General features: G+C 64.4%; 22 protein-coding genes and 1 tRNA gene. 12 read left to right on the top strand and 11 right to left on the bottom strand.

The window, feature by feature from the left end; translation table 11 throughout:
• The first annotated feature begins 109 nt into the window (after positions 1-109).
• From gntR to ACVW1B_RS09975, 4 genes are all read left to right on the top strand, one after another.
• Positions 110-1138 carry an HTH-type transcriptional regulator GntR gene (gene gntR, locus ACVW1B_RS09990; RefSeq protein WP_168855702.1) on the top strand — a complete coding sequence of 343 codons (1029 nt, stop codon included), beginning with the start codon at positions 110-112 and terminating at the stop codon, positions 1136-1138.
• Between the two features lie 210 nt (positions 1139-1348).
• Complete coding sequence (locus tag ACVW1B_RS09985; RefSeq protein ID WP_253609134.1) at positions 1349-3187, top strand: IlvD/Edd family dehydratase; 1839 nt, start codon at positions 1349-1351, stop codon at positions 3185-3187.
• Positions 3188-3299: 112 nt separating this feature from the next.
• On the top strand, positions 3300-4034 hold the full coding sequence (locus ACVW1B_RS09980; RefSeq protein ID WP_253609135.1) for an SDR family oxidoreductase: 735 nt from the start codon (positions 3300-3302) through the stop codon (positions 4032-4034).
• Between the two features lie 12 nt (positions 4035-4046).
• Entirely contained in the window at positions 4047-4793 is a 747-nt protein-coding gene (locus tag ACVW1B_RS09975) for an SDR family NAD(P)-dependent oxidoreductase (RefSeq protein WP_253609136.1), read from the top strand.
• Here the strand turns inward: ACVW1B_RS09975 and ACVW1B_RS09970 are convergent.
• A complete protein-coding gene (locus ACVW1B_RS09970) occupies positions 4790-5662 on the bottom strand; it encodes a LysR substrate-binding domain-containing protein (protein WP_456821573.1) in 873 nt (290 codons plus the stop codon). The genes ACVW1B_RS09975 and ACVW1B_RS09970 overlap by 4 nt on opposite strands.
• Positions 5663-5754: 92 nt before the next feature.
• Here ACVW1B_RS09970 and ACVW1B_RS09965 point away from each other — a divergent pair, with 92 nt between their 5' ends.
• The 4 genes from ACVW1B_RS09965 to ACVW1B_RS09950 all read left to right on the top strand — a co-directional run bounded on the left by ACVW1B_RS09965 (position 5755) and on the right by ACVW1B_RS09950 (position 9366).
• Entirely contained in the window at positions 5755-6657 is a 903-nt protein-coding gene (locus ACVW1B_RS09965; protein ID WP_253609138.1) for a DMT family transporter, read from the top strand.
• A gap of 85 nt (positions 6658-6742) precedes the next feature.
• Positions 6743-7423 carry a site-2 protease family protein gene (locus tag ACVW1B_RS09960; protein ID WP_038384092.1) on the top strand — a complete coding sequence of 227 codons (681 nt, stop codon included), beginning with the start codon at positions 6743-6745 and terminating at the stop codon, positions 7421-7423.
• A 103-nt stretch (positions 7424-7526) separates the two neighbouring features.
• Positions 7527-7934, top strand: coding sequence for a hypothetical protein (locus ACVW1B_RS09955; RefSeq protein WP_026192644.1), 408 nt, complete (start codon positions 7527-7529; stop codon positions 7932-7934).
• A 196-nt stretch (positions 7935-8130) separates the two neighbouring features.
• Entirely contained in the window at positions 8131-9366 is a 1236-nt protein-coding gene (locus ACVW1B_RS09950) for an ABC transporter substrate-binding protein (protein ID WP_225160636.1), read from the top strand.
• A gap of 140 nt (positions 9367-9506) precedes the next feature.
• Here the strand turns inward: ACVW1B_RS09950 and ACVW1B_RS09945 are convergent, their stop codons facing one another.
• From ACVW1B_RS09945 to ACVW1B_RS09915, 7 genes are all read right to left on the bottom strand, one after another.
• Positions 9507-10301, bottom strand: coding sequence for a TonB family protein (locus tag ACVW1B_RS09945; protein ID WP_253609139.1), 795 nt, complete (start codon positions 10299-10301; stop codon positions 9507-9509).
• An 11-nt stretch (positions 10302-10312) separates the two neighbouring features.
• The gene (gene exbD / locus ACVW1B_RS09940) at positions 10313-10777 is read right to left on the bottom strand and encodes a TonB system transport protein ExbD (RefSeq protein ID WP_076826519.1); all 465 of its coding nucleotides are present in this window, start codon (positions 10775-10777) and stop codon (positions 10313-10315) included.
• 3 nt (positions 10778-10780) lie between these two features.
• Complete coding sequence (gene exbB / locus ACVW1B_RS09935; protein WP_253609140.1) at positions 10781-11827, bottom strand: tonB-system energizer ExbB; 1047 nt, start codon at positions 11825-11827, stop codon at positions 10781-10783.
• Positions 11828-11830: 3 nt separating this feature from the next.
• Complete coding sequence (locus ACVW1B_RS09930) at positions 11831-12520, bottom strand: Fe2+-dependent dioxygenase (RefSeq protein ID WP_253609141.1); 690 nt, start codon at positions 12518-12520, stop codon at positions 11831-11833.
• 20 nt (positions 12521-12540) lie between these two features.
• Positions 12541-15108, bottom strand: a complete 2568-nt coding sequence (locus ACVW1B_RS09925; RefSeq protein ID WP_253609142.1) for a TonB-dependent receptor — start codon at positions 15106-15108, stop codon at positions 12541-12543.
• A gap of 259 nt (positions 15109-15367) precedes the next feature.
• On the bottom strand, positions 15368-15607 hold the full coding sequence (locus ACVW1B_RS09920) for a hypothetical protein (RefSeq protein ID WP_028344615.1): 240 nt from the start codon (positions 15605-15607) through the stop codon (positions 15368-15370).
• A 121-nt stretch (positions 15608-15728) separates the two neighbouring features.
• Entirely contained in the window at positions 15729-16190 is a 462-nt protein-coding gene (locus ACVW1B_RS09915) for a MarR family winged helix-turn-helix transcriptional regulator (protein WP_016841339.1), read from the bottom strand.
• Between the two features lie 182 nt (positions 16191-16372).
• Between ACVW1B_RS09915 and ACVW1B_RS09910 the strand changes: the two genes are divergently transcribed.
• The 3 genes from ACVW1B_RS09910 to ACVW1B_RS09900 are packed head-to-tail and all read left to right on the top strand — an operon-like array spanning position 16373 to position 21303.
• The gene (locus ACVW1B_RS09910; RefSeq protein WP_456780866.1) at positions 16373-17542 is read left to right on the top strand and encodes an efflux RND transporter periplasmic adaptor subunit; all 1170 of its coding nucleotides are present in this window, start codon (positions 16373-16375) and stop codon (positions 17540-17542) included.
• Positions 17539-20691, top strand: a complete 3153-nt coding sequence (locus ACVW1B_RS09905; RefSeq protein WP_092085529.1) for an efflux RND transporter permease subunit — start codon at positions 17539-17541, stop codon at positions 20689-20691. Before ACVW1B_RS09910 ends, ACVW1B_RS09905 begins: the two co-directional genes overlap by 4 nt.
• A gap of 57 nt (positions 20692-20748) precedes the next feature.
• Positions 20749-21303: an invasion associated locus B family protein gene (locus ACVW1B_RS09900; RefSeq protein ID WP_253609144.1), complete on the top strand. Its 555-nt coding sequence runs from the start codon at positions 20749-20751 to the stop codon at positions 21301-21303.
• A 10-nt stretch (positions 21304-21313) separates the two neighbouring features.
• On the opposite strand, the gene ACVW1B_RS09895 is transcribed toward ACVW1B_RS09900, so the two are convergent.
• The 3 genes from ACVW1B_RS09895 to ACVW1B_RS09885 form a co-directional block, all read right to left on the bottom strand.
• A complete protein-coding gene (locus tag ACVW1B_RS09895; RefSeq protein ID WP_018271115.1) occupies positions 21314-21721 on the bottom strand; it encodes a GNAT family N-acetyltransferase in 408 nt (135 codons plus the stop codon).
• A gap of 175 nt (positions 21722-21896) precedes the next feature.
• Positions 21897-21970: transfer RNA gene (locus ACVW1B_RS09890), tRNA-Gln, on the bottom strand.
• A gap of 181 nt (positions 21971-22151) precedes the next feature.
• A complete protein-coding gene (locus ACVW1B_RS09885; RefSeq protein WP_253609145.1) occupies positions 22152-24632 on the bottom strand; it encodes a penicillin-binding protein 1A in 2481 nt (826 codons plus the stop codon).
• A gap of 559 nt (positions 24633-25191) precedes the next feature.
• Here ACVW1B_RS09885 and ACVW1B_RS09880 point away from each other — a divergent pair.
• Positions 25192-25527 (top strand): hypothetical protein, encoded by a 336-nt coding sequence (locus ACVW1B_RS09880; protein WP_456780869.1) that lies wholly within the window; start codon positions 25192-25194, stop codon positions 25525-25527.
• Positions 25528-25558 lie beyond the last annotated feature (31 nt).

Raw genomic sequence — 25558 nt, 5'->3', positions numbered from 1 at the left:
CGTTATTGTCCGCAGTTTATCCGGTTTTGGCAATCGTTCGATTAGCAATCGCTTGGTAGCGCTGTCAATATCAGTTTGTCTGCGACGAACGTCGTGATATGAGCGGCAAATGGCCCGAAAGCGCATCACGCCAGGCAAGATCCGGCTCGCCGAAGTCGCGAAGCTCGCCGGTGTCAGTCCGATTACGGCCTCACGGTTCTTCAGAAATCCGGAAGCACTTTCGGCCGGCAAGCGCGCGCGGGTCGATAGTGCGGCAAAAGAACTCGGTTACGTGCCCAATCTCGCGGCACGCGCGCTTGCGTCGCAGCGCACCGAGGTGATCGGTGTCCTGATCCCGTCGCTGACCAACAACGTGTTCTCCGACGTGCTGCGCGGCATCTATGACGCGCTCGACGGCAGCCGCTACAGCATTCAGCTCGCCAACACCCGCTACAGCATCCTGCAGGAAGAGCGCCTGCTGCGTCTGTTTCTGGCACAGAAGCCCGCCGGGCTGATTATTACCGGCATCAACCAGACCGCCGATTCCCGCCGCATCATGGAGACGGTCGATTGTCCGATCGTCCAGATCATGGAGGTCGGTCCCTCCCCGATCGACATGATGATCGGATTCTCGCATTTTGACGCCGCAAAAGCGGCCATTGCCCACCTGCTCGCGCAGGGCTACCGGCGGATCGGCTTCCTCGGCGCGCGGATGGACCCGCGGGTGCAGCGTCGGCTCGACGGCTATCGCTCCGCGATGACCGACGCTGCGCTGTTCGATCCACAGCTTATTGTGACAACGGCGATCCCGACCTCGGTCACGCTCGGCGGGACGCTGTTTGCCGACCTGCTCGCCAAGGCGCCCGACATCGACGCCGTGTTCTGCGTCAATGACGACCTTGCGCTCGGCGCGCTGTTCGAATGCAAGCGCCGGCACGTGGCGGTGCCAGAGCAGATGGCGATCGTCGGCTTCAATGACCTCGAATTCATGGCGTCGAGCGAGCCGACCTTGAGCAGCGTGCGCACCAATCGTTACGAAATGGGCAGAAACGCTGCCGTGATGGTGATCGAGACGCTGGAAGGGCGCCGGCCCGCCGAACCCGTCGTCGATCTCGGCTTCAGTGTCATGGAACGGCAAAGCTCGGCGCGACGCAATTGAGGTCGCCCGGCAGCTGCCCGTCATAGGAGACGCGAAAAATGATAAAATGATAGCGCAACCAAGACCCTTCAACTAAGGTCCAATCCATCACACGAAACACCTGTGCGTGATCGGTCGGGTTTGTAATGCACGACGATTTGCGCAAGGTAGCAACGACGTTGAACCAGAGCCCTTGAATGGGCCCACCAGTTTGCATTGCGGGAGAAACCAATGACAAAATCCCCCACCAACGGGCACGACGCCGCAGGCGCGACCAGCAAGGGCAAGGGCCGCAGGCTCCGCTCCCAGGAATGGTTCGACAACCCGCACAATCCGGGCATGACCGCGCTCTATCTCGAGCGCTATCTCAACTACGGCCTGACGCGCGAGGAATTGCAGTCGGGCAAGCCGATCATCGGCATCGCGCAGACCGGCAACGACCTGTCGCCCTGCAATCGGCATCACCTCGAGCTCGCACACCGCGTCCGCGAGGGCATCCGCGCCGCCGGCGGCATCGCCATGGAGTTTCCCACCCATCCGATCCAGGAGACCGGCAAGCGCCCGACCGCGGCGCTCGACCGCAACCTCGCCTATCTCGGCCTCGTCGAGGTGCTGTTCGGCTATCCACTCGACGGCGTGGTGCTGACCACCGGCTGCGACAAGACCACGCCGGCCTGCATGATGGCGGCGGCGACCGTCAACCTGCCGGCGATCGTGCTGTCGGGCGGCCCGATGCTGAACGGCTGGCACGAGGGCCAGCGCACCGGCTCCGGCACCGTGGTGTGGAAGGCGCGCGAGCGGCTCGCCGCCGGCGAGATCGACTATGAGCAATTCATCGAGATCGTGGCCTCCTCGGCCCCCTCGGTCGGCCATTGCAACACGATGGGCACCGCCTCCACCATGAACTCGCTCGCGGAAGCGCTCGGCTTCTCGCTGCCGGGCTGCGCGGCGATCCCGGCGCCGTATCGCGAGCGCGGCCAGATCGCCTACGAGACCGGCAAGCGCATCGTCGACATGGTCTGGGAGGATTTGAAGCCGTCGGACTTCCTGACGCGCGAGGCGTTCGAGAACTGCATCGTGGTCAACTCCGCGATCGGCGGCTCGACCAATGCGCCGATCCACATCAATGCGCTGGCGCGCCATGTCGGCGTCGAGCTGTCGATCGACGACTGGCAGAAATACGGCCATGACGTCCCGCTGCTGGTGAACATGCAGCCGGCCGGCTTCTATCTCGGCGAGGAATATCACCGCGCCGGCGGCGTGCCCTCGGTGGTGCGCGAGCTGATCAAGCACAAGCGCATCCACGAAGGCGCCCTCACCGTCAACGGCCGCACCATGGGCGAGAACTGCAAGGAAGCACCTGCGCCCGACGGCGACGTGATCTGGGGCTACGACAAGCCGCTGGTGAAGGACGCCGGCTTCATCGTGCTGCGCGGCAATCTGTTCGACTCCGCGATCATGAAGACCAGCGTGATCTCGAAGGAATTCCGCGACCGCTATCTGTCCAACCCGAAGGACCTCAATGCCTTCGAGGGCCGCGCCATCGTGTTCGAGGGGCCGGAGGATTATCACAACCGTATCGAGGATCCCGCGCTCGACATCGATGAGCACTGCGTCCTGTTCGTCCGCGGCACCGGCCCGATCGGCTATCCCGGCGGCGCCGAGGTGGTGAACATGCAGCCGCCCGCCGCGCTGATCAAACGCGGCATCCTATCCCTGCCCTGCATCGGCGACGGAAGGCAGTCCGGCACTTCGGGCTCGCCCTCGATCCTCAACGCCTCGCCGGAGGCCGCCGCCGATGGCGGGCTCGCGATCCTGAGGACCGGCGACAAGGTGCGCATCGACCTCAACAAGGGCAGCGCCAACATCATGATCTCGGAGGATGAGCTGCGCACCCGCCGCGCCGAGCTGAAGGCCAAGGGCGGCTTCCCGCATCCGGCCAACCAGACGCCGTGGCAGGAGCTCTACCGCAAGACCGTCGGCCAGCACGCGACCGGCGCCTGCCTCGAGCTCGCGACGCGCTACCACGACATCGCCGGCAAGGTCGGCGTGGCGCGCGACAATCACTAGGACGCAAACCGTCATTGCCGGGCGCGACCCGGCAATCCATCGCTCCTCGAAGATGGATGCGCGGGTCAAGCCCGCGCATGACACTGCAAATCGTCAAAGAAGGAAGAAACGCATGTCAGACCGCCTGAAGGGCAAGCGCGCATTCGTAACCGCAGCGGCCGTCGGCATCGGCCGCGCCTGCGCGCTGGCCTTTGCCCGCGAGGGCGCGAGCGTGTTCGCGACCGATATCGACGAAGGCAAACTTGCGCTGCTCAAGCAGGAAGGCGTCGCCGAGGTTGCGAAGCTCGACGTGCGCGACACCGCAGCCGTCGAGGCAATGGCAAAACGCGCGGGCAAGACCGACATCCTGCTCAATGCCGCGGGCTTTGTGCATCACGGCACAGTGCTGGAGTGCTCGGACGACGACTGGGATTTCTCCTTCGACCTCAACGTCAAGTCGATGCACCGCACCACGCGCGCTTTCCTGCCCGGCATGCTGGCGCAGGGCGGTGGCGCCATCGTCAACATCGCCTCCGCCGCCGGCGCGGTGAAGGCGGCGCCGAACCGCTACGTCTATAGCGCCACCAAGGCCGCGGTCGCGGCACTGACGCGCTCGGTCGCGGCCGACTTCATCACCAAGGGCATCCGCTGCAACTGCATCTGCCCCGGCACTATCGAGACACCTTCGATGCTTGAGCGTGCGGCGGCTGCCGGCCCGCAGGGACGCGAGATGTTCGTTGCGCGCCAGCCGATGGGCCGGCTCGGCACCGCCGAGGAAATCGCCGCGCTCGCCGTCTATCTTGCCAGCAACGAAAGCTCGTTCACGACAGGTGTCGCGCATGTCATCGACGGCGGCTGGACACTCTAATCGGGAGGCAACATGAACAAGATCGATCTCAACGGCCGCTGTGCCGTCGTCACCGGCGGCGCGCAGGGATTTGGCCGCGCCATCACCGAGCGCTTTGTCGCGTCGGGCGCCAAGGTCGCGATCTGGGATTTCGACCAGCCGCTGGCCGAGAAGACCGCGCGGGCGATCGGCGAGAACGTGATCGCGATCAAGACCGACGTCACCAATCCCGACGCGGTCGACGCCGCGCGCGATCAAACGCTGCGGGCGTTCGGCAAGATCGACATTCTCGTCAACAACGCCGGCATCACCGGAGCCAACAAGCCGGTATGGGAAACCGATCTCGAGGACTGGCGCCGGGTGATGCGCATCAATCTCGAGGGGCCCTTCATCTGCTGCAAGGCGATCGTGCCGACCATGATCGGCCGGAAGTACGGCCGCATCGTCAACATCGCCTCGATCGCCGGCAAGGAGGGCAATCCGAACGCCGCGCATTATTCGTCGTCGAAGGCGGGCCTGATCGCGCTCACCAAATCGCTCGGCAAGGAGCTCGCGCAGCACGACATCCTGGTCAATGCGGTGACGCCGGCCGCAGCGAAGACCGCGATCTTCGACCAGATGACGCAAGCGCACATCGACTTCATGCTGTCGAAGATCCCGAAGGCCCGCTTTGTGCAGGTCGAGGAGCTCGCCTCGATGGTGGCATGGCTGGCCTCGGAGGATTGTGCCTTCTCCACCGGCGCGGTGTTCGACATTTCCGGCGGCCGCGCGACCTATTAGATCGCCGCTCGCCTCGCCGGCTGCCGCAGCGCCGCGACGAGATGATCGGCCAGGAGTGACGCCGCGTGCGACAGGTTTTGCGCGCGATGCAGCCGTATCTCGGCCCGCGGCAGCCGCGGCATGCCGTCGCGCGCGGTCAGCCGACGCAGCGTCGGCGGAAACGTCCCCGACTTGACCACGGTCACGGCGAGGCCCTGCGCCGCGATCGCCTCGACCGCGGACAGGCTGTGGCTGACAAAGGCGAGCCGCCACGGCCGGTTCGCCTCGTCCAGCGCCTGCATCGCCCAGCTCCGGAACAGGCAGCCCTGCGGATAGAGCGCGACCGGCAGCGGATCGAGTTCCTCGACGCAATGTGCGGCGCTCGCGGCCCACACCGCCTGCTCGGTGCGCAGCAACTCGCCCTCGCCGCGTCCCTCGGGGTGCATCGCGATCACGAGGTCATAGGCTTCGCCGAGCCGATCGGTCATTGTCGACGTCAGCCCGGTCTCCATCTCGACATGGATCAGCGGATAGCTGGCGATGAAGTCCTTGAGCAGCGGCGGGACGATCATCGTCCCATAGTCGTCCATCACGCCGAGGCGAACCCGTCCATCCGTGCCGTGCGCGCGCACCCGGCCGACCGCTTCCGCGTTGAGGCTCAAAATGCGGCGGGCATAGCCGAGCAATCCCTCGCCTGCCGCAGTCAGGTCGACACTGGACGTGCTGCGGTGAAACAGTTCGGCCTGCAGCCGCTCTTCCAGCCGCTTCACCTGCATGCTGACGGCGGATTGGGTCCGGTTCAGCGCCGAGGCCGCGCGGGTGAAGGAGCGATGCTCCGCCACCGCGACAAAGGCCTGCAGAAGATCCGGGTCCAGGATGGGCGCACTCATAACGATCTGTGATTTAGTCAATCACATCTATTCCATTCCCTGATTATGTTCCCTTCCCTAGATTGCGCAAGCAAAACCAAGGGGCCAACGGAATGGGCGAGATCTGGGGGGTGTTGGCGGCGGTGGCCTCGAGCGCGCTCGGCGGCACTTCGATCGGCGCGACGCGGTTTCTGGTCGGCGCCATCGACCCGCTGGCGATCGGCGCGTTCCGCTTCGGCATCGGCGTCCTGCTGCTGCTGCCGCTGGCACTGCTGCAACGCCGGAGCTGGCCGACGCGGCGCGACTGGCTCGGCGTTGCCGGCCTCGGCCTGCTGTTCTTTGCGGCGTTTCCGGTCCTGTTCAACGCCTCATTGATCTTCACCACCGCCGCGCGCGGCGCACTCGCGCTGTCGACACTGCCGCTGCTGACCATGCTGGTCGGCGCGGTGCTGGGCGCCGAAGCGCTCACCGCGCGCAAGACCACAGGCGTCCTGATCACCATCCTCGGCGTCTCGATGGCGCTGCTCTCAGGCCTCGCCACGGCGCCGCCTGGTGCCTGGCGCGGCGACCTCCTGATGATCGCAGCCGCGCTGTGCATGGCGCTCTACAGCATCTGGTCAAAACCCTATATCCGCCGCGCCGGCCCGATCCCCTTCACCACGCTCGCGATGGCCGCCGGGGCGGTGGTGCTCATTGTCGCCTCGCTGCTGCGCGGCAGTTTTGCGCCGGTTGCCGATTTCGGCGCGCCGCAATGGTTCGGCGCGATCTATCTCGGCGCCTTCGGCGCTGCGCTCACCTTCTATCTCTGGGCCTTCGCGCTGGAGCGGACGACGCCGACCCGGGTGGCGATCTCGGTCACCGTCAATCCGATCGCGGCATCGCTGGTCGGCGCAGCCCTGCTCGGCGAGCCGCTGAGCTGGAATCTGGTGGCCGGCATCGTCACCGTGTTCGCCGGCATCTGGATCGCGACCACCCACCCGCCTCTGGCGCACGCGGTCGCCCCCGACATGCGCTGACCTGCGGCAACGCTCGCCAGCAAGGCCTTCCGCGAATCCGTGCTAGCCTAAGGTCCGGTCCCAGCGAACCCGAGGCGGCACGCCATTGAACATCTCCCTCTATGACATCTCCGTCTGGGTATTGCCGGTCGTCATTGCGATCACGTTTCACGAAGCCGCGCACGGCTTCGTCGCTCATCGGCTCGGCGACGACACCGCCTGGCAGCTCGGCCGCGTCAGCTTCAACCCGCTGAAGCACATCGATCCGTTCGGCACGCTGATCCTGCCTGCAGTGCTGCTGTTCGCGCATTCGCCGTTCCTGTTCGGCTACGCCAAGCCGGTGCCGGTGAACTTCCGCAAGCTCAATCATCCCAAGCTCGACATGGTGTGGGTGGCGCTGGCCGGCCCGGCCACCAACATCATCCTGGCGATCGCCGCGGCGCTGGCATTCCACGCGCTGCCATTGGTGCCGGCCGATGCCGCAAAATGGACCGCGGACAATCTGAAAAACGCCTTCCTGATCAACATCGTGCTCGCGATCTTCAACATGATGCCGATCCCGCCGCTGGACGGTGGCCGGGTCGCGGTCGGGCTGCTGCCAAGGCCGCTGGCGATCCCGCTCGCCCGGCTGGAGCCCTACGGCATGCTGATCCTCATCGGGCTGTTGATCCTGCTGCCGGTGATTGGCCAGCAAGTCGGCCTAAATCTTGATGTTATTTCAACGATACTGCGAACTCTGACCGGCTATGTAATCAACGCCCTTCTCCTCATTACCGGAAACACATAGCCTTGATCTGCGCACGACCCGACCGAAAAACCGGTAGCCATTTTTCCGGGTCGCGCGTTGAGGACGGGAACGCTTCGAGGCCATGGTGATCAAAGCTGCCGATATGCTGATTGCACGACGCGCCGACACCCGCGCGCGGGCCGACTTTGCGACCTGGAAGATGATGGCCAAGCTGAACGGCGCCTCCGCCTTGCCGCCTGAGGCGCAGAATTTCCTGGCCATTTACAACAAGCTGCTGGGACAGATGAGCGAAGCCGACGCCGGCGAGGCGACCATCCAAGAGATGTACCGCACTTACTATGTCGAGATGGGCGGCGCCGGCAAAGCGCCGGAGGTTCCAGCGCGCGCGCGCGAGCCGGTCGCCGACAGCGGCAACGTCACGACGTTCCGCCGCCTGCCCCCCAAGAAGACGAGCACCTCCGACCCGAACGCCAAGCGTTCGATGCCGGTGGCACTGATCTTCGCCTGCCTCGTCGTGGTCTACGTCGCGATCCGGTACTACTGGAAATAGTGCCGTCCCCGCTTCACCCTATCCGCGTCTGATGATCGAACCACGCACACCGCGGCATCCCGTCGCGCGTTACCGGCTGCGCAATCGCCGTGGCGTGGAATATCGCGCGCGAGCGATCGCGCCGGCGCTCTAGGCGATGCGCCCGATGCCGGGCATAATCCGGAACTCAAAAAAACAAAATCATATTGGAGGGAAGATGAAGCGTTCCATTGCAGCCTCGGTCACGACGGCCTTGGTCATGACCACGAGTCTCGTGTTCTGCGGCGGTGCGTCGGCGCAGACGATGGACAAGGTCGCCAAGGTCGGCGCGCTCGGCGATCAGTCCGGCCTCTATCAGGATATCGGCGGTCCCGGCTCGACGGTGGCGGCGCAGATGGCGATCGAGGATTCCGGGCTGCTGGCGAAGGGCTGGAAGATCGATCTGATCTCGGCCGATCACCAGAACAAGCCCGATGTCGCGGTCAATATCGGCAAGCAGTGGATCGACGTCGAGAAGGTCGACGTGTTCGTCGATCTCGCGGCCTCCAATGTCGGGCTCGCGATTGCCAACCTCTCGAAGGAGAAGAACGTCGTCAACCTGAACTCGGGCTCGGCCTCGTCCGACCTCACGGGCGCGCAATGTTCGCCGAACACGGTGCACTGGGTCTATGACACCTACATGCTCGCCAACGGCACCGGCAAAGCGCTGGTCAAATCCGGCGGCGACACCTGGTTCTTCCTCACCGCGGACTATGCGTTCGGCCAGGCGCTCGAGCGCGACACCTCGGCGGTGGTCACCGCGAATGGCGGCAAGGTGCTCGGCAGCGTCAAGCATCCGCTCAACAATGCCGACTTCTCGTCCTTCCTGCTGCAGGCGCAAAGCTCGAAGGCCAAGATCGTCGGCCTTGCCAATGCCGGCGGCGACACCACCAACGCGATCAAGCAGGCCGCGGAATTCGGCATCGTCTCGGGCGGCCAGCGGCTTGCGGGCATGCTGCTGTTCATCACCGACATCAACGCGCTCGGCCTCAACGTCGCGCAGGGGCTGAACTTCACCGAGACATTCTATTGGGACATGAACGACCAGACCCGCGCCTTCTCCAAGCGCTTCATGGAGCGCTTCAAGAAGAACCCGCCGACCATGGTGCAGGCCGGCGTCTATTCCTCGCTGATCCACTATTTCAAGGCGCTGGAAGCGCTCGGCGGCAATCCGCATGACGGCCGCGCCGTGGTCGCCAAGATGAAGGAGATGCCGACCGACGATCCCCTGTTCGGCAAGGGCTCGATTCGCGTCGACGGCCGCAAGATCCACCCGGCCTATCTGTTCGAGGTGAAGAAGCCGTCCGAGTCGAAATATCCGTGGGACTATTACAAGCTGGTCGCCACCATCCCCGCGGACGAGGCCTTCCTCCCGCTCGAGAAGAGCGTCTGCCCGCTGGTGAAGAAGAGCTGAGGCAACGTCGTTCCGGGCCGCGTGAAACGGCGAATCAGGAATCGACCAGCGGCTCATTCAATGGAGAAATGATTTCCGGGTTCGCGACTTGTCGCGCCCCGGAATGACACCGGCGTCTGATCGCAGGCAGCCGCGGCTCGCTACTTCTTCGGCTTGTTGTAATTGACGTCGAGGCTGAAGGAGAACTGATCGTCGGTCAGGTCGGCCGGCGGCGCCGGGACCGGATCGGACCGGTGGACCATCGAGATCGCCGCGTCGTCAAAGGCGGCATCTCCGGACGATTCCAGCACGGCAACCGACAGCACCTTGCCCAGACGATTCAGCACCAGGGCGACCTTCACCTTGGCCTCCTTGGCCTTGCCCTTCTCCGGGAATTTCTTGTGCAGGTCGAGATAGGCGCTGATCTTCTTGCCCCACTTGGCGGTCAGCAGCAGCTTGTCCTTGCCGATGCCTGGGTTGGGTGCCTTGGTGGTTTCCGACTGACGCGCGTCCTCCAGCTTGGTCGGCGCGGCCGCCTCCGAGGCCTGCTGCGCTTCCTGCGCGTTGGTCTCGACCTTGGCGACCTTGGCCTCCTCCTCCTTCTGCTTCTTGGCAGTGTCTTCCGTCACGATGCGATCGGGGTCGTCGGACTCCACCGGCTTTTCCTGAGGCAGGTCGGTGTCCTTCACCTCGGCCTTCTGCTGCGCCATTTCCTGCACAGCCTGCTGCTCGTCAGCCAGCGGTCCGGGCGGTAGGGCCTCCTCGGTCGCATCCGCGGAAGCCAGCTCGACGGCGTACTCCGCGCCGGCAGCGCCGAGCCCCTCGTCGCCGTCGTCGCCGCGCAAATTGGTCAGCGCCAGCGCGGCACCGCCCAGATGCATCCCGACTGCCGTCACGGCAGCGATCACCCAGAGCCGCTTCGAGGTCCGCAGATCGAGATCGGGGTTGGTGGACATCGCGTTCGCCGTCAGGGTTTGGCAGGATCGGCCTGCGCCGCCGCGGGCGCTCCCGGAACGCCCTCGAGCGCGACCAGCTTCACGTGCGTGTAGCCGCCGGCGCGCAGCAGCTCCATCACGCCCATCAGCTCGCCATAGGGTACCATCCGATCAGCCCGCAGGAACACGTATTTGTCCCGGGTCATGTCGGGCACGGCATCCAGCGAATTGACCAGGTCGACGCGCTTCACCGCGTTCTCCCCGATCGCCAGCGTCAGATCCGGCTTGATGCTGAGATAGGTCGGCTTGTCCGGCTTCTTCTGCGGCGTCGCGCTGGAGGTCGGCAGATCGATCGGAAGATCGACGGTCGAGAGCGGTGCTGCCACCATGAAGATGATCAGCAGCACCAGCATGACGTCGATGAACGGCGTGACGTTGATCTCGTGGGATTCCGCGAAATCGTCGTCGCCATCGTTCTCGGAGATCGAGACTGCCATCGCCTACTCCGCCGCCGCGGCGCGCGCATGCGCGTTGCGCGGAACGTCGCCATGGGTGCGGTCGAGATCGCGCGACAACAGCCGTCCTGCGGCACCCGAGGCGCGGTTGACCAGCTCGAGATAGACCTTCGTGACGCGCGAGAAATGGTTGTAGATGATGACCGCGGGGATCGCCGCGACGAGGCCGATCGCGGTCGCGAGCAGCGCTTCCGCAATGCCCGGCGCCACCACGGCAAGGTTGGTCGTCTGCGACTTCGAAATGCCGATGAAGCTGTTCATGATGCCCCAGACGGTGCCGAACAGGCCGACGAAGGGCGACGTCGCGCCGATGGTCGCGAGCAGGCCCATGCCGATGCGGATCTTGCGGGCTTCGGCGCGCACGATCTCGGCGAAGCTCGACGCCGCGCGCTCCTTGATGCCGCTGTCGCTCGAGATGCCCGCCGACAGGCGCCCCTCCCGCATCGCAGCTGCGATGAATGACGACAGCACGCTGCCCTTGGCACCGAGCGCGAACTGCGCTTCGGCCAGCGAGCGCGATTCAGCGATCTTGGCCAGCGCGCCGCGCAGCTTGCGCTGCGCCACGGTCAGCTCGACCATCTTGGCGATGAATACGGTCCAGGTCACGAGCGACGCGAAAGCGAGACCGAGCATCACCGCCTTCACGATGATGTCGGCGTTCAAGAACATATTCCACGGCGACAATTCGTGCAGGCCGGTCGAGGTCGACTTCAGCGACTTGCTGTCGCCGCTCGCGGGCGCAGCCAGGGACGCCTCGTTCGCCGTCGGAGCCGGAGCCGCCACCGCAGGGGCCGGCGCGGCCTGAGCCTGCGGCGCCGCTTGTGCCGGCTGGGCGGCCACCGGCGCGGCCTGGGCAGCCGCCGCAGGCTGGGCTGCCGCCGGCTGGGCCGCGGGTGCGGGCTGAGGCCGGGTCACGGGAGCAGGCTGCGCTACAGGCGCCGTTTGCTGCTGCGCCGAAGACGGCGCGGCCAGCATCAGCATCGCCAGCGAGGCGATCATGGCGGATGCAGCGGGGAACTTGAATGTCATCATCAGTTACACTTCAGCCCAGTGACGGATCAGGTTGTGATAAATCCCGGTCAATTTGACCGTTTCGGGGTCATCGCGCCCCAGCCGCTCCACCAGAGCCTGGATCGCGGTATCGAGATCAAAGATCAGACTGCGCGCGTGTGCATCCCGTACCATGCTCTGCAGCCAGAAAAAAGACGCTACCCGGGTCCCCCGCGTGACCGGCGTGACCAGATGCAAACTGGAAGCAGGATAAACTACGAGATCGCCCGCCGGCAGCTTGATTTCATGGGATCCGTAGAGGTCTTCGATGACGAGCTCGCCGCCGTCGTAGTCCTCCGGCTCCGATAAAAACAGCGTGACCGAGAGGTCGGTGCGGATCCTCATGCCGGTCAGCCTGTCGCCGCGCACCGCATTGTCGACGTGCAGGCCGAAATGGTGCCCGTCGCTGGCGGCATAGCGGTTGAACAAGGGTGGAAAGATTCTAAGCGGGATCGCCGCCGAGATGAAGCGCGGGCTCGCCGACAGCGCCGACAAAATGCGATTGCCGAGCTGCCGCCCGACCTCGCTGTCGGGCGGCAGCTGCTCGTTGCGCTTGACCATCGCGGACGCGGCGCCGGCGGTCGAGCGGCCGTCCTCCCATTCGGCTTGCGCCATGATGCGGCGGAAGTCCGCCACATCAGCCTTGCTCAATACGTTGGGAACACAGATCAGCATCTCGTGCCGCGAAGCCTCCGTCAGTAACGCGCAGAAACAACCAGATACGCGGCGCGTCCCGGCGCTTCGAGCACGAACGGCGCCGCGCTCTGGTACAGCGCGTCGTAGTAGCGCTTGTCGAAGATGTTGTTGACGAACAGCTTCATCGTCCAGTGCTTGTCGATCTTTGCTTCGGCAAAGGCGTCGAAGCGCCAGTAGCTCGGGATCGAGGTACCCTGGTTGGCCGCCAGCAGCGTGCCGCCATAGACCTTCGAGCGATACACCGCCTGCCCGCCAAGCTCCCACATGTCGGTGAGCTGATACTTGGTCAGCATGCTGAACGACTGGTGCGCGACGTTGGCGAGCGGCAGTCCGACATTGCTGGAGTACAGGATGGTGTTGGCCGGCGGCGCCAGCGACCTCGTCACTGCCGACTGCATCAGCACGAGACCGCCGAACACGCTCCATTTGTCGGTGATCTTGCCGCCGACACCGAGATCGATGCCGCGGATGCGGTAGGCCGCGCCCGCGGTGATGCAGGAAATATTGCCGGTCGTCCCGGTCGGATAGGAGCAGCCGAGCGCCGCGGCCGCGGTTGCGTTGTTCACGTTCTGCGATTCGCGCGCATTTTCCTTCTCGGTCTGGAACAGCGCCGCCGTCACCAGCAGATGACGATCGAACAATTCCCACTTGGTGCCGACTTCGATCGCCTTGTTCTTTTCCGGCCCGAAAATCTGGGTATTGCCGCCGTTCAACACCGGAGACAGGCCGCCATACGCAGTGCTGGTACCGTCGAACTCGGCGCCGACAGGGTTCGACGAGGTCGCATAGGCCGCATAGACGCTGCCGTTCGGCAGCGGCTTCAAGGTAAGGCCGAGGTTGAAGTTCGGCATCCCGAAGTCAGCCGACTGACTGCCGAATGTGGTCCTATTGCCCGACGTCAGATATCCTGACGTGTTGATCTTGTAGTCGTCGTAGCGGATGCCGCCATTGAGGATCACGAAGTCATTATAGTTCGCGGTATCCATGATGTAGCCGCTGGTGGTGTCGATCCCGATCTTGGTCGGCATCCCGGACAACCCCGACGGAATCGGGAACGGAATGTTGGTGTATTGCGGATTGAACACGCTGACGCCGGAGAGCGATCCGCTTCCCGTGAAAGCCGATGTGCCGGTCGTTATTTCCGAGCTCAGGCCGAGATATCTGTCGATCGAGGACCGCTCGTTGTCGTATTCGACGCCGGCCGTCGTCGTGTGCTTGAAGCCGAGGCCGTCGACCGATTTGTAGGTCGCCTCGGTCTGGTTGGCGAACACGTCGGTGACCTGGTAGCGGCTTTGCGGATTGGCGCTCAGCGTATACGCCGTGAACGGAGCGCCGGCGGCAAGCGTCGGCGCTTCCGGCAGCGTGCCGATGTAGTTCTGGGTCGAACGCGATTCCCGGATCTTGTTGCTGACCACGAGGTCCGGCGTGATCTGCACTTCGGCGTTGATGGTGCCGATGTCCTGCCCGGTCCTGAAGAAGTCGCGGTTGACGAAGCCGTACCAATTGTTGCGGTTGACGCCGAAATCCGGGAACGGGCCGCCGGCCGTGCTCGCGGTGCTCGGCCGGTAATACGGCACGCCGAAATCCGGGAGTCCGGTCAGTTCAGTGTGGATGTAGTTGCCGGTGATCTTCACCGCATCAACCGGCTTCCATGTTCCGGCGACGAACGCGCCGTTGCGGTCGTCGGTGACATAGCTGCGGCCGGCGACGCCGGCATCCTGGAACAGGCCGCCGGCGCGGATCGCCAGCGTCGGGCTGATCACCTGGTTGACGTCGAGCGTCACGCGCTTGGTGCGATCGGTGCCGAACGTGGTGTCCATGTTGTAGAAGCTGTTCTGCGTCGTCGCCTGCTTGGTGACGATGTTGATCGCGCCGCCGGTGGTGCCGCGGCCGGCAAAGGACGAGCCCGGGCCGCGCAGGATCTCGACCTGCTCGGTGAAGAAGTTCTCGCGGACGCTGACGCCGGAGTCGCGCACGCCGTCGATGAAGATGTCGTTGCGCGCATCGAAACCGCGGATGAAGAAGCGGTCGCCGAAGGCATTGCCGCCCTCGCCCGTGCCGAGCGTGACGCCGGCCGTCGACAGGATCGCCGACTTCAGCGAGGTGGCGTTCTTGTCTTCGAGCACGTCCTTGGTCAGCACCGTGACCGATTTCGGCGTGTTCAGGATCGGCTCGGGATATTTCCCGGACGACTGCAAACGGTCGCCCTTGTACGGCGCGGCCGGATCCGCGTACGGATCGCGGTCGGCGGGAAGACCGCCGGCGTTGGGAAACGGCACCGGCGCCTGCAGTGCTTGCTGGTTGTTGCGGCGCGCGGCGCGGCGCAGCGCGTTGCGGGCGCGGACCTGGTCCGACGTGGGCTTTGACGTCACGGGCCGCGGGCGAGCGACCGGGGCATCGACATTCACCGGCGGCAGGTTGGATTGCTGCGCTTCGGCCCCCGAAAACGACGCCACCGCGATTAGGCTCGCGACTGCGGAGACCTTCGTGGCGGAATAACCGGTGTCATCAGCCGAACCGATCGCTGCATCGAAGCGCAGCGATCTCGGCGCCTTCACATTGCTCATGTCTTGCTCGCCCCAGAAAAATCAGCTCGTTCGCGAAATGAAGCTGCGACGAACTGTCTCCATCGGTTATCGAGCGTGACCTTTTTTATCAATGCGGTGAGCGCAACAGTCGGCTTGAATCGCCCCAATTCAAAGCGATTCTAATCTACGGTTTGAAATCGTTCTAAAGTAAAGCTTTTAAGCGTTCTAATAATCGTTCTAAATCAGAGCTGCCCGTCATTGATCGCGGCTTGCGGGCGCTGTCCATGCGTCCACGCGATTACTCGGCGCTTGGCGGCTTCATCAGCGAAAACAGCTCGTCGATCGTCCGCTGCGCGACCTGCCGCACGCGGTCGCTGTTCTCGAGGCCGGCGATGTTGACGCCGTTGACGACCGCTTTGATCTCGTCGCGGAAGTCGGTGAGAAAGCGCAGCGGATCCCGCTGCTCGTTGGCGACGCGCGCGATCAATCCGGTGACCAGGATCTGGCATGCCATCATGCGCCCGTTCAACTCATCCATCGCAGCCCTCGTCCTCTCGCATCGTTGCCGCGCGATATGAACGACATCCCGCGACGATTCAACCGGCACGCTGCAACGGGTGAATGGATAAAGCGAAGGAATCTGCGCGCGATGAGATGCGCTATTTCGCAGCGATGCGCTCCGCCTCCTCGCCGAGCGCCTTGATGCGATCCTTGACCTCGCGCAGCGTGGCGAGGCCGCTTTCGACGTGCTTGTCGGAGACGTCGCGCAACACGTCGCCGGCGATCGCGTCGCGCAAACTGTCGAGATCGTCGACGAGACGACGCCCGCTCCGGGTCAGGAACAGGCGATTGGCACGGCGATCCCTGGGATCGGGCCGGCGTTCGAGCAGGCCATGCTCGACGAGGCGGTCGAGCAGCCGCACCAGCGAGATCGGTTGCAATTCGAGGACGTCGGCGAGATCGACCTGGGAAAGTCCCTCCTGCTCGCGCAGGCGGAAGAGCACGATCCATTGCGCACGCGTGGTGCCTCGCGCCTTGGCGCGATGATCGATATAATTGCGCAGCAGCCGGGAACTCTCGACAAGCTGCGCGATAAACTGGCGTTTGAGATCGAGCGACATAGGGGTCCTCGGTGCGTTTCCCAGGCGAATTGTTTCTGCTCGTTTCTGACCTAAACCTTTCCAAATGTTTAGGATTCTCAAGCCTTGGTGTGTTTACACATTAAGTGCACGCATATTATATCCGCAAGCTCTGTGAACCGTTTCGATCAGCCTTTATTGTTACGTCGAACCCAAGAGTCCGTATGTCAAAGTCACGCACCATCGGTTGGGTTTTAGTGATCGCTGCGGTCGGCGCCGCCGGTTATTTCGGCTGGCAGAAACACACGAGCAACCAACAGGCGGCCGAAGCCGCCCAGAAGCGCTCCGCCCAACGCCCGGCCGTCCCGGTCAAGATCTCGCCGGTCGAGAAGGCCGACTTCCCGGTCTATCTCACGGGTCTCGGCACCGTGCAGGCATTCAACACCGTCCAGGTCCGCACCCGGGTCGACGGCCAGATCACCAGGATCGCTTTCAAGGAAGGCCAGTTCGTCAAGGCCGGGGACACGCTGGTCGAGATCGATCCGCGGCCCTATCAGGCAACGCTCGACCAGGCCAAGGCCAAGAAGGCCCAGGACGAAGCCAATCTCGCCAACGCCAATCTCGACCTGCAGCGCACCACCAGGCTCGGCGAGTTCGCGACACGCCAGCAGCTCGACACCCAGCGCTCCACGGTGGCGCAGCTGACCGCCCAGATCTCGGCTGACGAGGCCGCCATCTTCAACGCCCAGACCCAGGTGGACTACACCACCGTCAAGTCCCCGATCGACGGCATTGTCGGCCTGCGACTGGTCGATATCGGCAACATCGTCAATGCCTCGGCCCAGACTGGCATTGTCACGATCACCCAGATCGAGCCGATCACGGTGATCTTCACCGCGCCGGAAGACCAGCTGCCGGATATCAAGGCGGCGCTGGCCGTGGCGCCGCCCAAGACCATTGCCCTGACCACCGACGGCAAGCGGGTGCTATCCACGGGAACCCTGGCGCTGATCAACAATCAGGTCGACACGTCAAGCGGGACTGTCCGGCTGAAGGCGGTGTTTGATAACAAGGACCACGCGCTGTGGCCGGGCCAGTCGGTCTCGACCCGCCTTCTGGTCAGAACCTTGAAGGATGCCACCGTCGTCCCGGATGACGCGGTGCAGCATGGCACCGATGGCCTCTACGCGTATTCAGTCAATCAGGAGAACAAGGCCGAGCTTCGCAAGATCAAGGTCAGTCAGTCGATCGACGGCAAGTCGGTGATCGACGAGGGCCTGTCGCCGGGACAGCAGGTGATCACCGCGGGCCAGTACAAGGTCTCGCCGGGAACCCTGGTGACAACGGCGGTGGCGAGCTCGGATCCGTCCCAGTCGAAGGTTGCGCAGGAATGAGCGTCGGCGCCGGAATTTCCGCACCATTCATTCGTTTCCCCATCGGCACCTCGCTGCTGATGGCAGGCATCCTGTTCGTCGGTCTCGTCGCCTATCCCCTGCTGCCGGTCGCGCCGCTGCCGCAGGTCGACTTCCCCACCATCCAGATCACCGCGACCCTGCCCGGCGCCAGCCCGGAAACGATGGCGACATCGGTCGCCCAGCCGCTGGAACGCCAGTTCGCGCAGATCCCGGGCATCGCGCAGATGACCTCGACGAGCTATCTCGGCACGGCGGCGGTCACCATCCAGTTCGACCTCAACCGCAGCATCGACGGCGCCGCCAATGACGTGCAGGCCGCCATCAACGCGGCCAGCGGCCAGTTGCCGAAAACCCTTCCCTCGCCGCCGACCTACCGCAAGGTCAACCCGGCGGACTCGCCGATCATGCTGCTGTCGGCGACATCGGACACGCTGCCGCTGACGACAGTCAGCGATGCCGTCGACGCCCAGCTGGCGCAGCAGATCAGCCAGATCTCGGGCGTTGCGCAGGTCATCATCGGCGGCCAGCAGAAGCCGTCGGTTCGCGTCCAGATCGACCCGGCCAAGCTCGTCGCCAAGGGCCTGTCGCTGGAGGACGTCCGCGCCGCGATCAACATCGCCACCGTCGACAGTCCGAAGGGCAATATCGACGGCGCCACCCGCGCCTATACCATCTACGCCAACGACCAGTTGCTGACGGCAAGCCCGTGGAACGACGTCATCATCGCCTACCGCAACGGCGGGCCGCTGCGGATCCGTGACATCGGCCAGGCCGTCACCGGGCCCGAGGACGCCAAGCAGGCCGCCTGGGCCAACGGCAAGCGCGGCGTATTCCTCGTCATCTTCAAGCAGCCCGGCGCCAACGTCATCGACACCGTCGACAAGATCAAGGCGACGCTGCCCCGGCTGGTCGCCGCGATCCCGCCGGCGATCAAGATCGACGTCATCAGCGACCGCACCACCACGATCCGCGCGGCGGTCGAGGACGTCCAGTTCACCCTGCTGCTGACCATCTTCCTGGTCGTGATGGTGATCTTCGTCTTCCTGCGCAGTTTCTGGGCGACCGTGATCCCGACAGTCACGGTGCCATTGGCGCTGCTCGGCGCCTGCGCGTTGATGTGGGTGTTCGGCTACACGCTCGACAATCTGTCGCTGATGGCACTGACGATCGCGGTCGGCTTCGTGGTCGACGACGCCATCGTGATGCTGGAGAACATCAGCCGCTACATCGAAGAGGGCGAGAAGCCGATGGCTGCCGCCTTCAAGGGCTCGCAGGAAATCGGCTTCACCATCGTTTCGATCAGCATCTCGCTGGTCGCGGTGCTGATCCCGCTGCTGCTGATGGGCGGCATCATCGGCCGCCTGTTCCGCGAATTCGCGGTCGTGCTGGCGATGACCATCTTCGTCTCGATGTTCGTGTCGCTGACGCTGACCCCGATGATGGCCTCGCGCTTCCTGCGCGCCCACAATGACGAGAAGCACGGCCGGTTCTACCAGCTCAGCGAGCGCGGCTTCGACGCCATGCTGCGCGGCTATCAGAGCGTGCTCGACCTCGCTTTGCGCTGGAAGTTCACGACGTTGATGATCTTCTTCGGGACGCTGGCGCTGTCAGTCTACCTGTTCGTCGTCATCCCGAAGGGCTTCTTCCCGCAGCAGGACGTCGGCCTGATCACCGCGACCTCGGAAGCCAACCAGGACATCTCCTTCGCCGACATGAAGCGGAAGCAGGAGGAACTCGGCAAGATCGTGCAGCAGGATCCCGCGGTGGCGACGGTGGCGATGGCGATCGGCGGCAGCGGCCGCGCCGGCAACAACGGCGCGATGTACATCACGCTGAAGCCGCTGAAGGATCGCGACGCCAACGCGCAGCAGGTCATCGCCCGGCTGCGGCCGAAGCTGGAGAAGGTCGAGGGTGCCCGGCTGTTCATGCAGGCGGCGCAGGACGTCCGCCTCGGCGGCCGCCCGACCCGCACCCAGTTCGAATTCACGCTGCAGGATGCCAACCTCGCCGAATTGAACGAATGGGCGCCGAAGATTCTCGGCAAGATGCAGACGCTGCCGCAGCTGCGCGACGTCGCCACCGACCAGCAGACCAACGGCACCACGCTCGAATTGAAGATCAACCGCGACACCGCCTCGCGCTATGGCATCCAGCCGCAGCTGATCGACGACACGCTCTATGACGCGTTCGGCCAGCGCCAGGTGACGCAGTACTTCACCCAGCTCAACAGCTACCACGTCATCCTCGAGGTGTTGCCGGAGCTCCAGGGCGCGATCGACACGCTGAACAAGATCTACATCAAGTCTCCGCTGACCGGCGAACAGGTGCCGATCTCGACCTTCGCGACCTGGACCAGCGTGCCGGTACGGCCGCTCTCGATCAGCCACCAGGGCCAGTTCCCGGCGATCACCATCTCGTTCAACCTGGCGCAGGGTGTTGCGCTCGGCCAGGCGACGGAAGCGGTGCAGAAGGCGATGGTCGACCTTGGCGCGCCGCCGACACTGAGCTCGAGCTTCCAGGGTACCGCGCAGGCGTTCCAGCAATCGCTGTCGACCGTCCCGCTGTTGATCCTCGCGGCGCTCGTGGTCGTCTACCTGATCCTCGGCATTCTCTATGAGAGCTACATCCACCCGATCACGATTCTGTCGACGCTGCCGTCGGCCGGCGTCGGCGCGCTCGCGATCCTGATGGCGGCCGGCTTCGACTTCTCGCTGATCGCGCTGATCGGCATCATCCTGTTGATCGGCATCGTGAAGAAGAACGGCATCATGATGGTCGACTTCGCGATCGCGGCCGAGCGCGACCAGCACATGGAGCCGGTGGCGGCGATCCGCCAGGCCGCCCTGCTCCGCTTCCGCCCGATCATGATGACGACGATGGCCGCTTTGCTCGGCGGCGTGCCGCTGATGCTAGGGACCGGCACCGGCTCGGAAATCCGCCAGCCGCTCGGCTACGCCATGGTCGGCGGCCTGATCGTCAGCCAGGCGCTGACGCTGTTCACGACGCCGGTCGTCTATCTCTATCTCGACAGGCTCTCCAACGCGTTTGCCAACTGGGGCCGCTCGCCGCCCGCCGACCACGACGCTGACGACAGCGAGCATGGATCGGTCAAGGAGGCCGCCGAGTGACTTGACTTTGCCGGCATCCCGGCACATCCGAAAGATGTCCATTTCGGAGCCGGTACCGTGAAGATTGTCGCAAAGTCGCTCTTCGTCCTGTTCACCGTGTTCGGCATAGCCCACTCCGGCCACGCCCAGACGGCCAAGAGCAAGAACGCGCCCACTCCGGCAGCTGCGCCCGCGGCTCCTCAGGGTGATACAGCAGCGCCCAACAATTCCGGCTGGGTCGCGCGCTGTACCAGTGCGAGCCGCGACGCTCCGCTCGAATGCGCGATGGAACAGACCGCGGTGCTCACCAAGACCGGCCAGCTCATCGTGCTGGTCAATATCCGCGTTCCCGGCGACACCCGCACGCCGGTGGCGCTGATCCAGCTTCCACTCGGATTGAACCTGCCTGTCGGCGCCAAGCTGCAGGTCGACGACGGCAAGGCCGTCGACGTGCCGATCCAGACTTGCGAGGCGCGCGGCTGCTACATCAATACGCCGATCGCCGCCGATGTCCTGACCCAGCTGAAATCGGGCAAGCAGCTGAAGGTGTCGTTCCAGAATCTCGGCAAGGAAACCATCTCCATCCCGATGCCGCTCGCCGATTTCGCGACGGTCTACGACAAGATCAAGTAACGCCGCGCAGTTATCGCTCCCGCTTGTAGAGGAACGCGTTGTCCGGCTGCGGCATGCCGATGGTCTTGTAGAACCCAATCGAGTCCGGCGCCGACAACAGCAGGCACATCGATTCAGGTCCGGCGAGGCGCCGCGTTTCCGCGATCAGACGCTTGCCGATGCCATGTCCCTGGTACCCGCGATCGACCGCAAGGTCCGACAAATAGCAGCAATAGGCGAAATCGGTCAGCGCGCGCGACACGCCGACCAACTTGCCCGCCTTCCGCGCCGTCACGATCAGATTCGCATTGGCGATCATGCGCTCCATCCGGTCGGTATCCGCCAGCGGTCGCCGCTCGCCGAGGCCCGACTGCCGCAGCACCTCGATGAACTCATCGACGCCGATCGACGCTTCGCGGGCATAGAGAATTTCGTCCATCAGCCTAAACCTCTGGTGCAACGAGCCGGACCACACGCGCGAGACCATGGTGGATTACGCCGGACCAATCCACCCTCATGCCGTGATGGCACACATACGACTGGACCTCCGTCGGCAGCTGCAGCCGGCAATCTCGTCGGGATTTGAGAGGCTGATTCACGCCACCGAGGCGGATTGGCTGGGGAACCTGGATTCGAACCAAGACAAACAGAGTCAGAGTCTGTTGTGCTACCGTTACACCATTCCCCAAGAATAGTCCGTGGTATCAACAGCTTAGCTGGATGACTGGACATCTCGGTGCAGCGGGTTCGCCTGCCAAATCAGCGCCCGCGCGAGAGCGACCTTCTACCCGCTTGGTCCCACGCTTGGCAAGCATTGTTGGCGAGGAATGGGCGTGAAAATCGCGGCCCGAAGGCCTGCCCACCAAGCCTCAGTACAGCCCGCCCGTCCCTGACCGCATCACGGCCCGATCGGCGTCCGGCGAAATGCCCTGCTGGGTGCCGTCGATCACATCGGTACCGGCGACCATCCCGGGATCATTGACCGGCGGCGCCTGGCCCGGCTTGAAGGCTTCGAGCACCACGCCCCTGTTCTGACCGGGCGCGGCGCGCTGGCCGGTCTTGGCATCGACCAGGACCAGCCGGATGCCGACCGGCTGCTTGAACGGGGTGGCGGGCTTGTCGGCCAGCGCGAGCTTGAGGAAGTCGCGCGCGATCGGCGCCGCGGTGTGGCCGGCCTGCGCGTTGCGGCCGAGCGAGCGCGGCTTGTCGTAGCCGACATAGAGACCGACCACGAGGTCCGGCGAGAAGCCGACGAACCAGAGATCCTTGGCCTCGTTCGAGGTGCCGGTCTTGCCGGCGAGCGGCTTGCCGACGTCCTTCAGCGCGGTGCCGGTACCGGCCTGAATCACGCCCTCCATCAGCGAGGTGATCTGGTAGGCGGACATCGCGTCGAGCACCCGCTCGCGGCGGTCGACGAGCTGCGGCTCCGGCTGGTTCTTCCAGCCCTCCGGCGCGTCGCAGCCGCGACATTCGCGCTGATCGTGCTTGAAGATGGTGTGGCCGTAGCGGTCCTGGATGCGGTCGATCAAGGTCGGCTTCACGCGGACGCCGCCATTGGCGATCATCGAATAGGCCGTGGCCATCCGCATCACCGTGGTTTCGCCGGCGCCGAGCGCGTAGGCGAGATAGTTCGGCAACTCGTCATAGACGCCGAAGCGCTTTGCATATTCGCCGATCAGCGGCATGCCGATTTCCTGCGCCAGCCGCACGGTCACCGTGTTGAGCGAGAGCCGCAGCGCGTTGCGCAGCGTCACCTGGCCCTGATACTTGCCGGTCGAGAAGTTTTCGGGCCGCCAGATGTTGCCCTGCCCCTGGTCGATCTCGATCGGGGCGTCGATCATCATGGTCGATCCGGTGTAGCCGTTGTCGAGCGCCGACGAATAGACGATCGGCTTGAAGGTCGAGCCGGGCTGCCGATAGGCCTGCGTCGCGCGGTTGAACTGGCTCTGGTCGAACGAGAAGCCGCCGACCATCGCCAGCACGCGGCCGGTGTGCGGATCCATCGCCACCATCGCACCCGACAGTTCGGGGATCTGGCGCAGCCGGTACTGGCCTTCGATGCGCTGGCCGTCCTTGCTGAAGAGCGGGTCGGCGTAGATCACGTCGCCGGGCTGCAGCACCTGCGCCACCGATGTCGGCGTCTTGCCCTTGCTCTTGGCCCAGCGCACGCCGTCCATCGTGATGATGCCGGTCTCGCGCTGCTTGCTGATGGCGCCGCCGAGCTCGCGGCCCGGCTGGAATCCGATCCGCGCCGACTGGTCGTTGCTCTCCAGCACCACCGCCATCCGCCACGGCGAGATGTCGGACAGCGACTTGATCTCGGCGAGCGGCACGCCCCAGTCACTGGTCAGGTCGAGCTTCTGGATCGCACCGCGATAGCCCTGCTGCTCGTCATAGTTCACGAGCCCAGCCACCATGGCCTTGCGCGCCATCACCTGGATCTTGGGATCGAGCGTGGTGCGCACCGACAGGCCGCCCTCATAGAGCTTCTTCTCGCCATAGCGCTCGAAGATGTCGCGGCGGACTTCTTCCGAGAAGTATTCGCCGGCGAAGGTGTGCGCGCCATTGCTGCGGTTGGTGACGGTCAGCGGCTCCTTGCGCGCCTTGTCGGCGTCGGCGGCGGTGATCCAGCCGTTCTCCTGGAGGCGGTCGATCACGTAGTTGCGGCGCTCGACGGCGCGCGCGCGGTTGCGCACCGGATGCAGGCTGGCCGGCATTTTCGGCAGCGCCGCCAGATAGGCCGCTTCCGCGACCGTCAGCTCATTGACGGACTTGTCGAAATACACCAGCGAGGCCGCCGCGATGCCGTAGGCGCCGAGGCCGAGATAGATTTCGTTGAGATAGAGCTCGAGGATCTTGTCCTTGGAATAGGCGCGCTCGATGCGCATCGCCAGCAAGGCTTCCTTGATCTTGCGGGTGAACGACACCTCGTTGGTCAGAAGGAAGTTCTTGGCGACCTGCTGGGTGATTGTCGAGGCGCCCTGCGGCCGCCGGTTGGAACCGAAGTTCTGGATGTAGGCGACACCGGCGCGCGCCATGCCGGTGTAGTCGACGCCGCCATGCTCGTAGAAATTCTTGTCCTCGGCGGCGAGGAACGCGTTGATCACGAGCTTCGGCACTGCCTGGATCGGCAGATAAAGCCTGCGCTCCTTGGCGTATTCGCCGAGCAGCGAGCCGTCGGCCGCGTGCACGCGGGTCATCACCGGCGGCTCGTAGTTCTGGAGCTGCGAATACTCGGGCAGGTCCTTGGAGAAATGCCAGAACAGCCCTGCGACCGCGGCCAGACCAGCCAGGAACAGGATGGTGCCTGCGGTGAACAGGAACCCGAAGAACCGCAACAGAAATTTCATCGACCAGATTTCCGTGGCGAATACGTCGCTCGTTCTGAGCGCGCTGCGTGCCACTTAGGCCGCCCGGTATATCGGTCGCTCCATGGACCTGCAATTCAACACCGGAGAATTAAAGCAAGCCAGGCGTCAAACTTATGCCATAGAGCCCGGCTCGCGCCCGCAGCCAAATCGGCAGACCTCGCCGACTAGCAGCGCCCCGCGGAGGCTGCATCGATCTCCGCTGTAGCGCTGCGCGCTTCGCGCACCGCGCCTGATAGCGCTGCGGTCTCGATACGCTTGCGCGGAGAGCACGTTCCGAAAGAAAAGCGCGGGCCGGACGGATCGATTCCCCGATCCGGCCGACGATTTGGGTGCTGCGACATCAGAAACCGGTGGACAGCGCCGGCGCGCCAATCACATTAAGGATTTGTTAACTATAACTACCGCAAGTTGTTGGCATACACCGACTCGCGACGGGCTGATTTGGATGGCACTGCGCGGATTTAAACGGCCATTTACGGCCGACCCTAACGTTCTTGGATTTCCAAGACCACCCGCATCGGCCATGGGCACAGAAGCCTTGGACCTCGTCTACCAGGCGGCGGATTTGTTCCGCAGCATCGAGGACAGGGCTCGCGCCGGCGAAGCGCGCGCCGAGGCCGCCGAACAGGCGCAGCTCGAAATCATTGCCGCCACCGAGCGCAAATTGAGGGATGCGTCGCGGGCGCTTGAGGAAGCCCGACGGCGCATCGAGTCCCAACAGGAGCAACTCGATGCGGCCGAATTCCGCGCCCAGGCCGCCGAAGCCGAGGCGCGCGAAGCCAAGCAATCCCTGGCTCTGATCGAAGACGCGATCCGCCGGCGCCTGCTGCTGACCAGCGGGCAAAAGGACGGCAGGTCGACCGCCGTCGCCTGACCGCAGCACGGATCAATTGGAGCGGCAGCCC

Source organism: Bradyrhizobium sp. USDA 4502 (assembly GCF_054063355.1).
The sequence above is the reverse complement of the archived record's forward strand: the minus strand, read 5'-3'. Positions and strand labels throughout refer to the sequence as shown.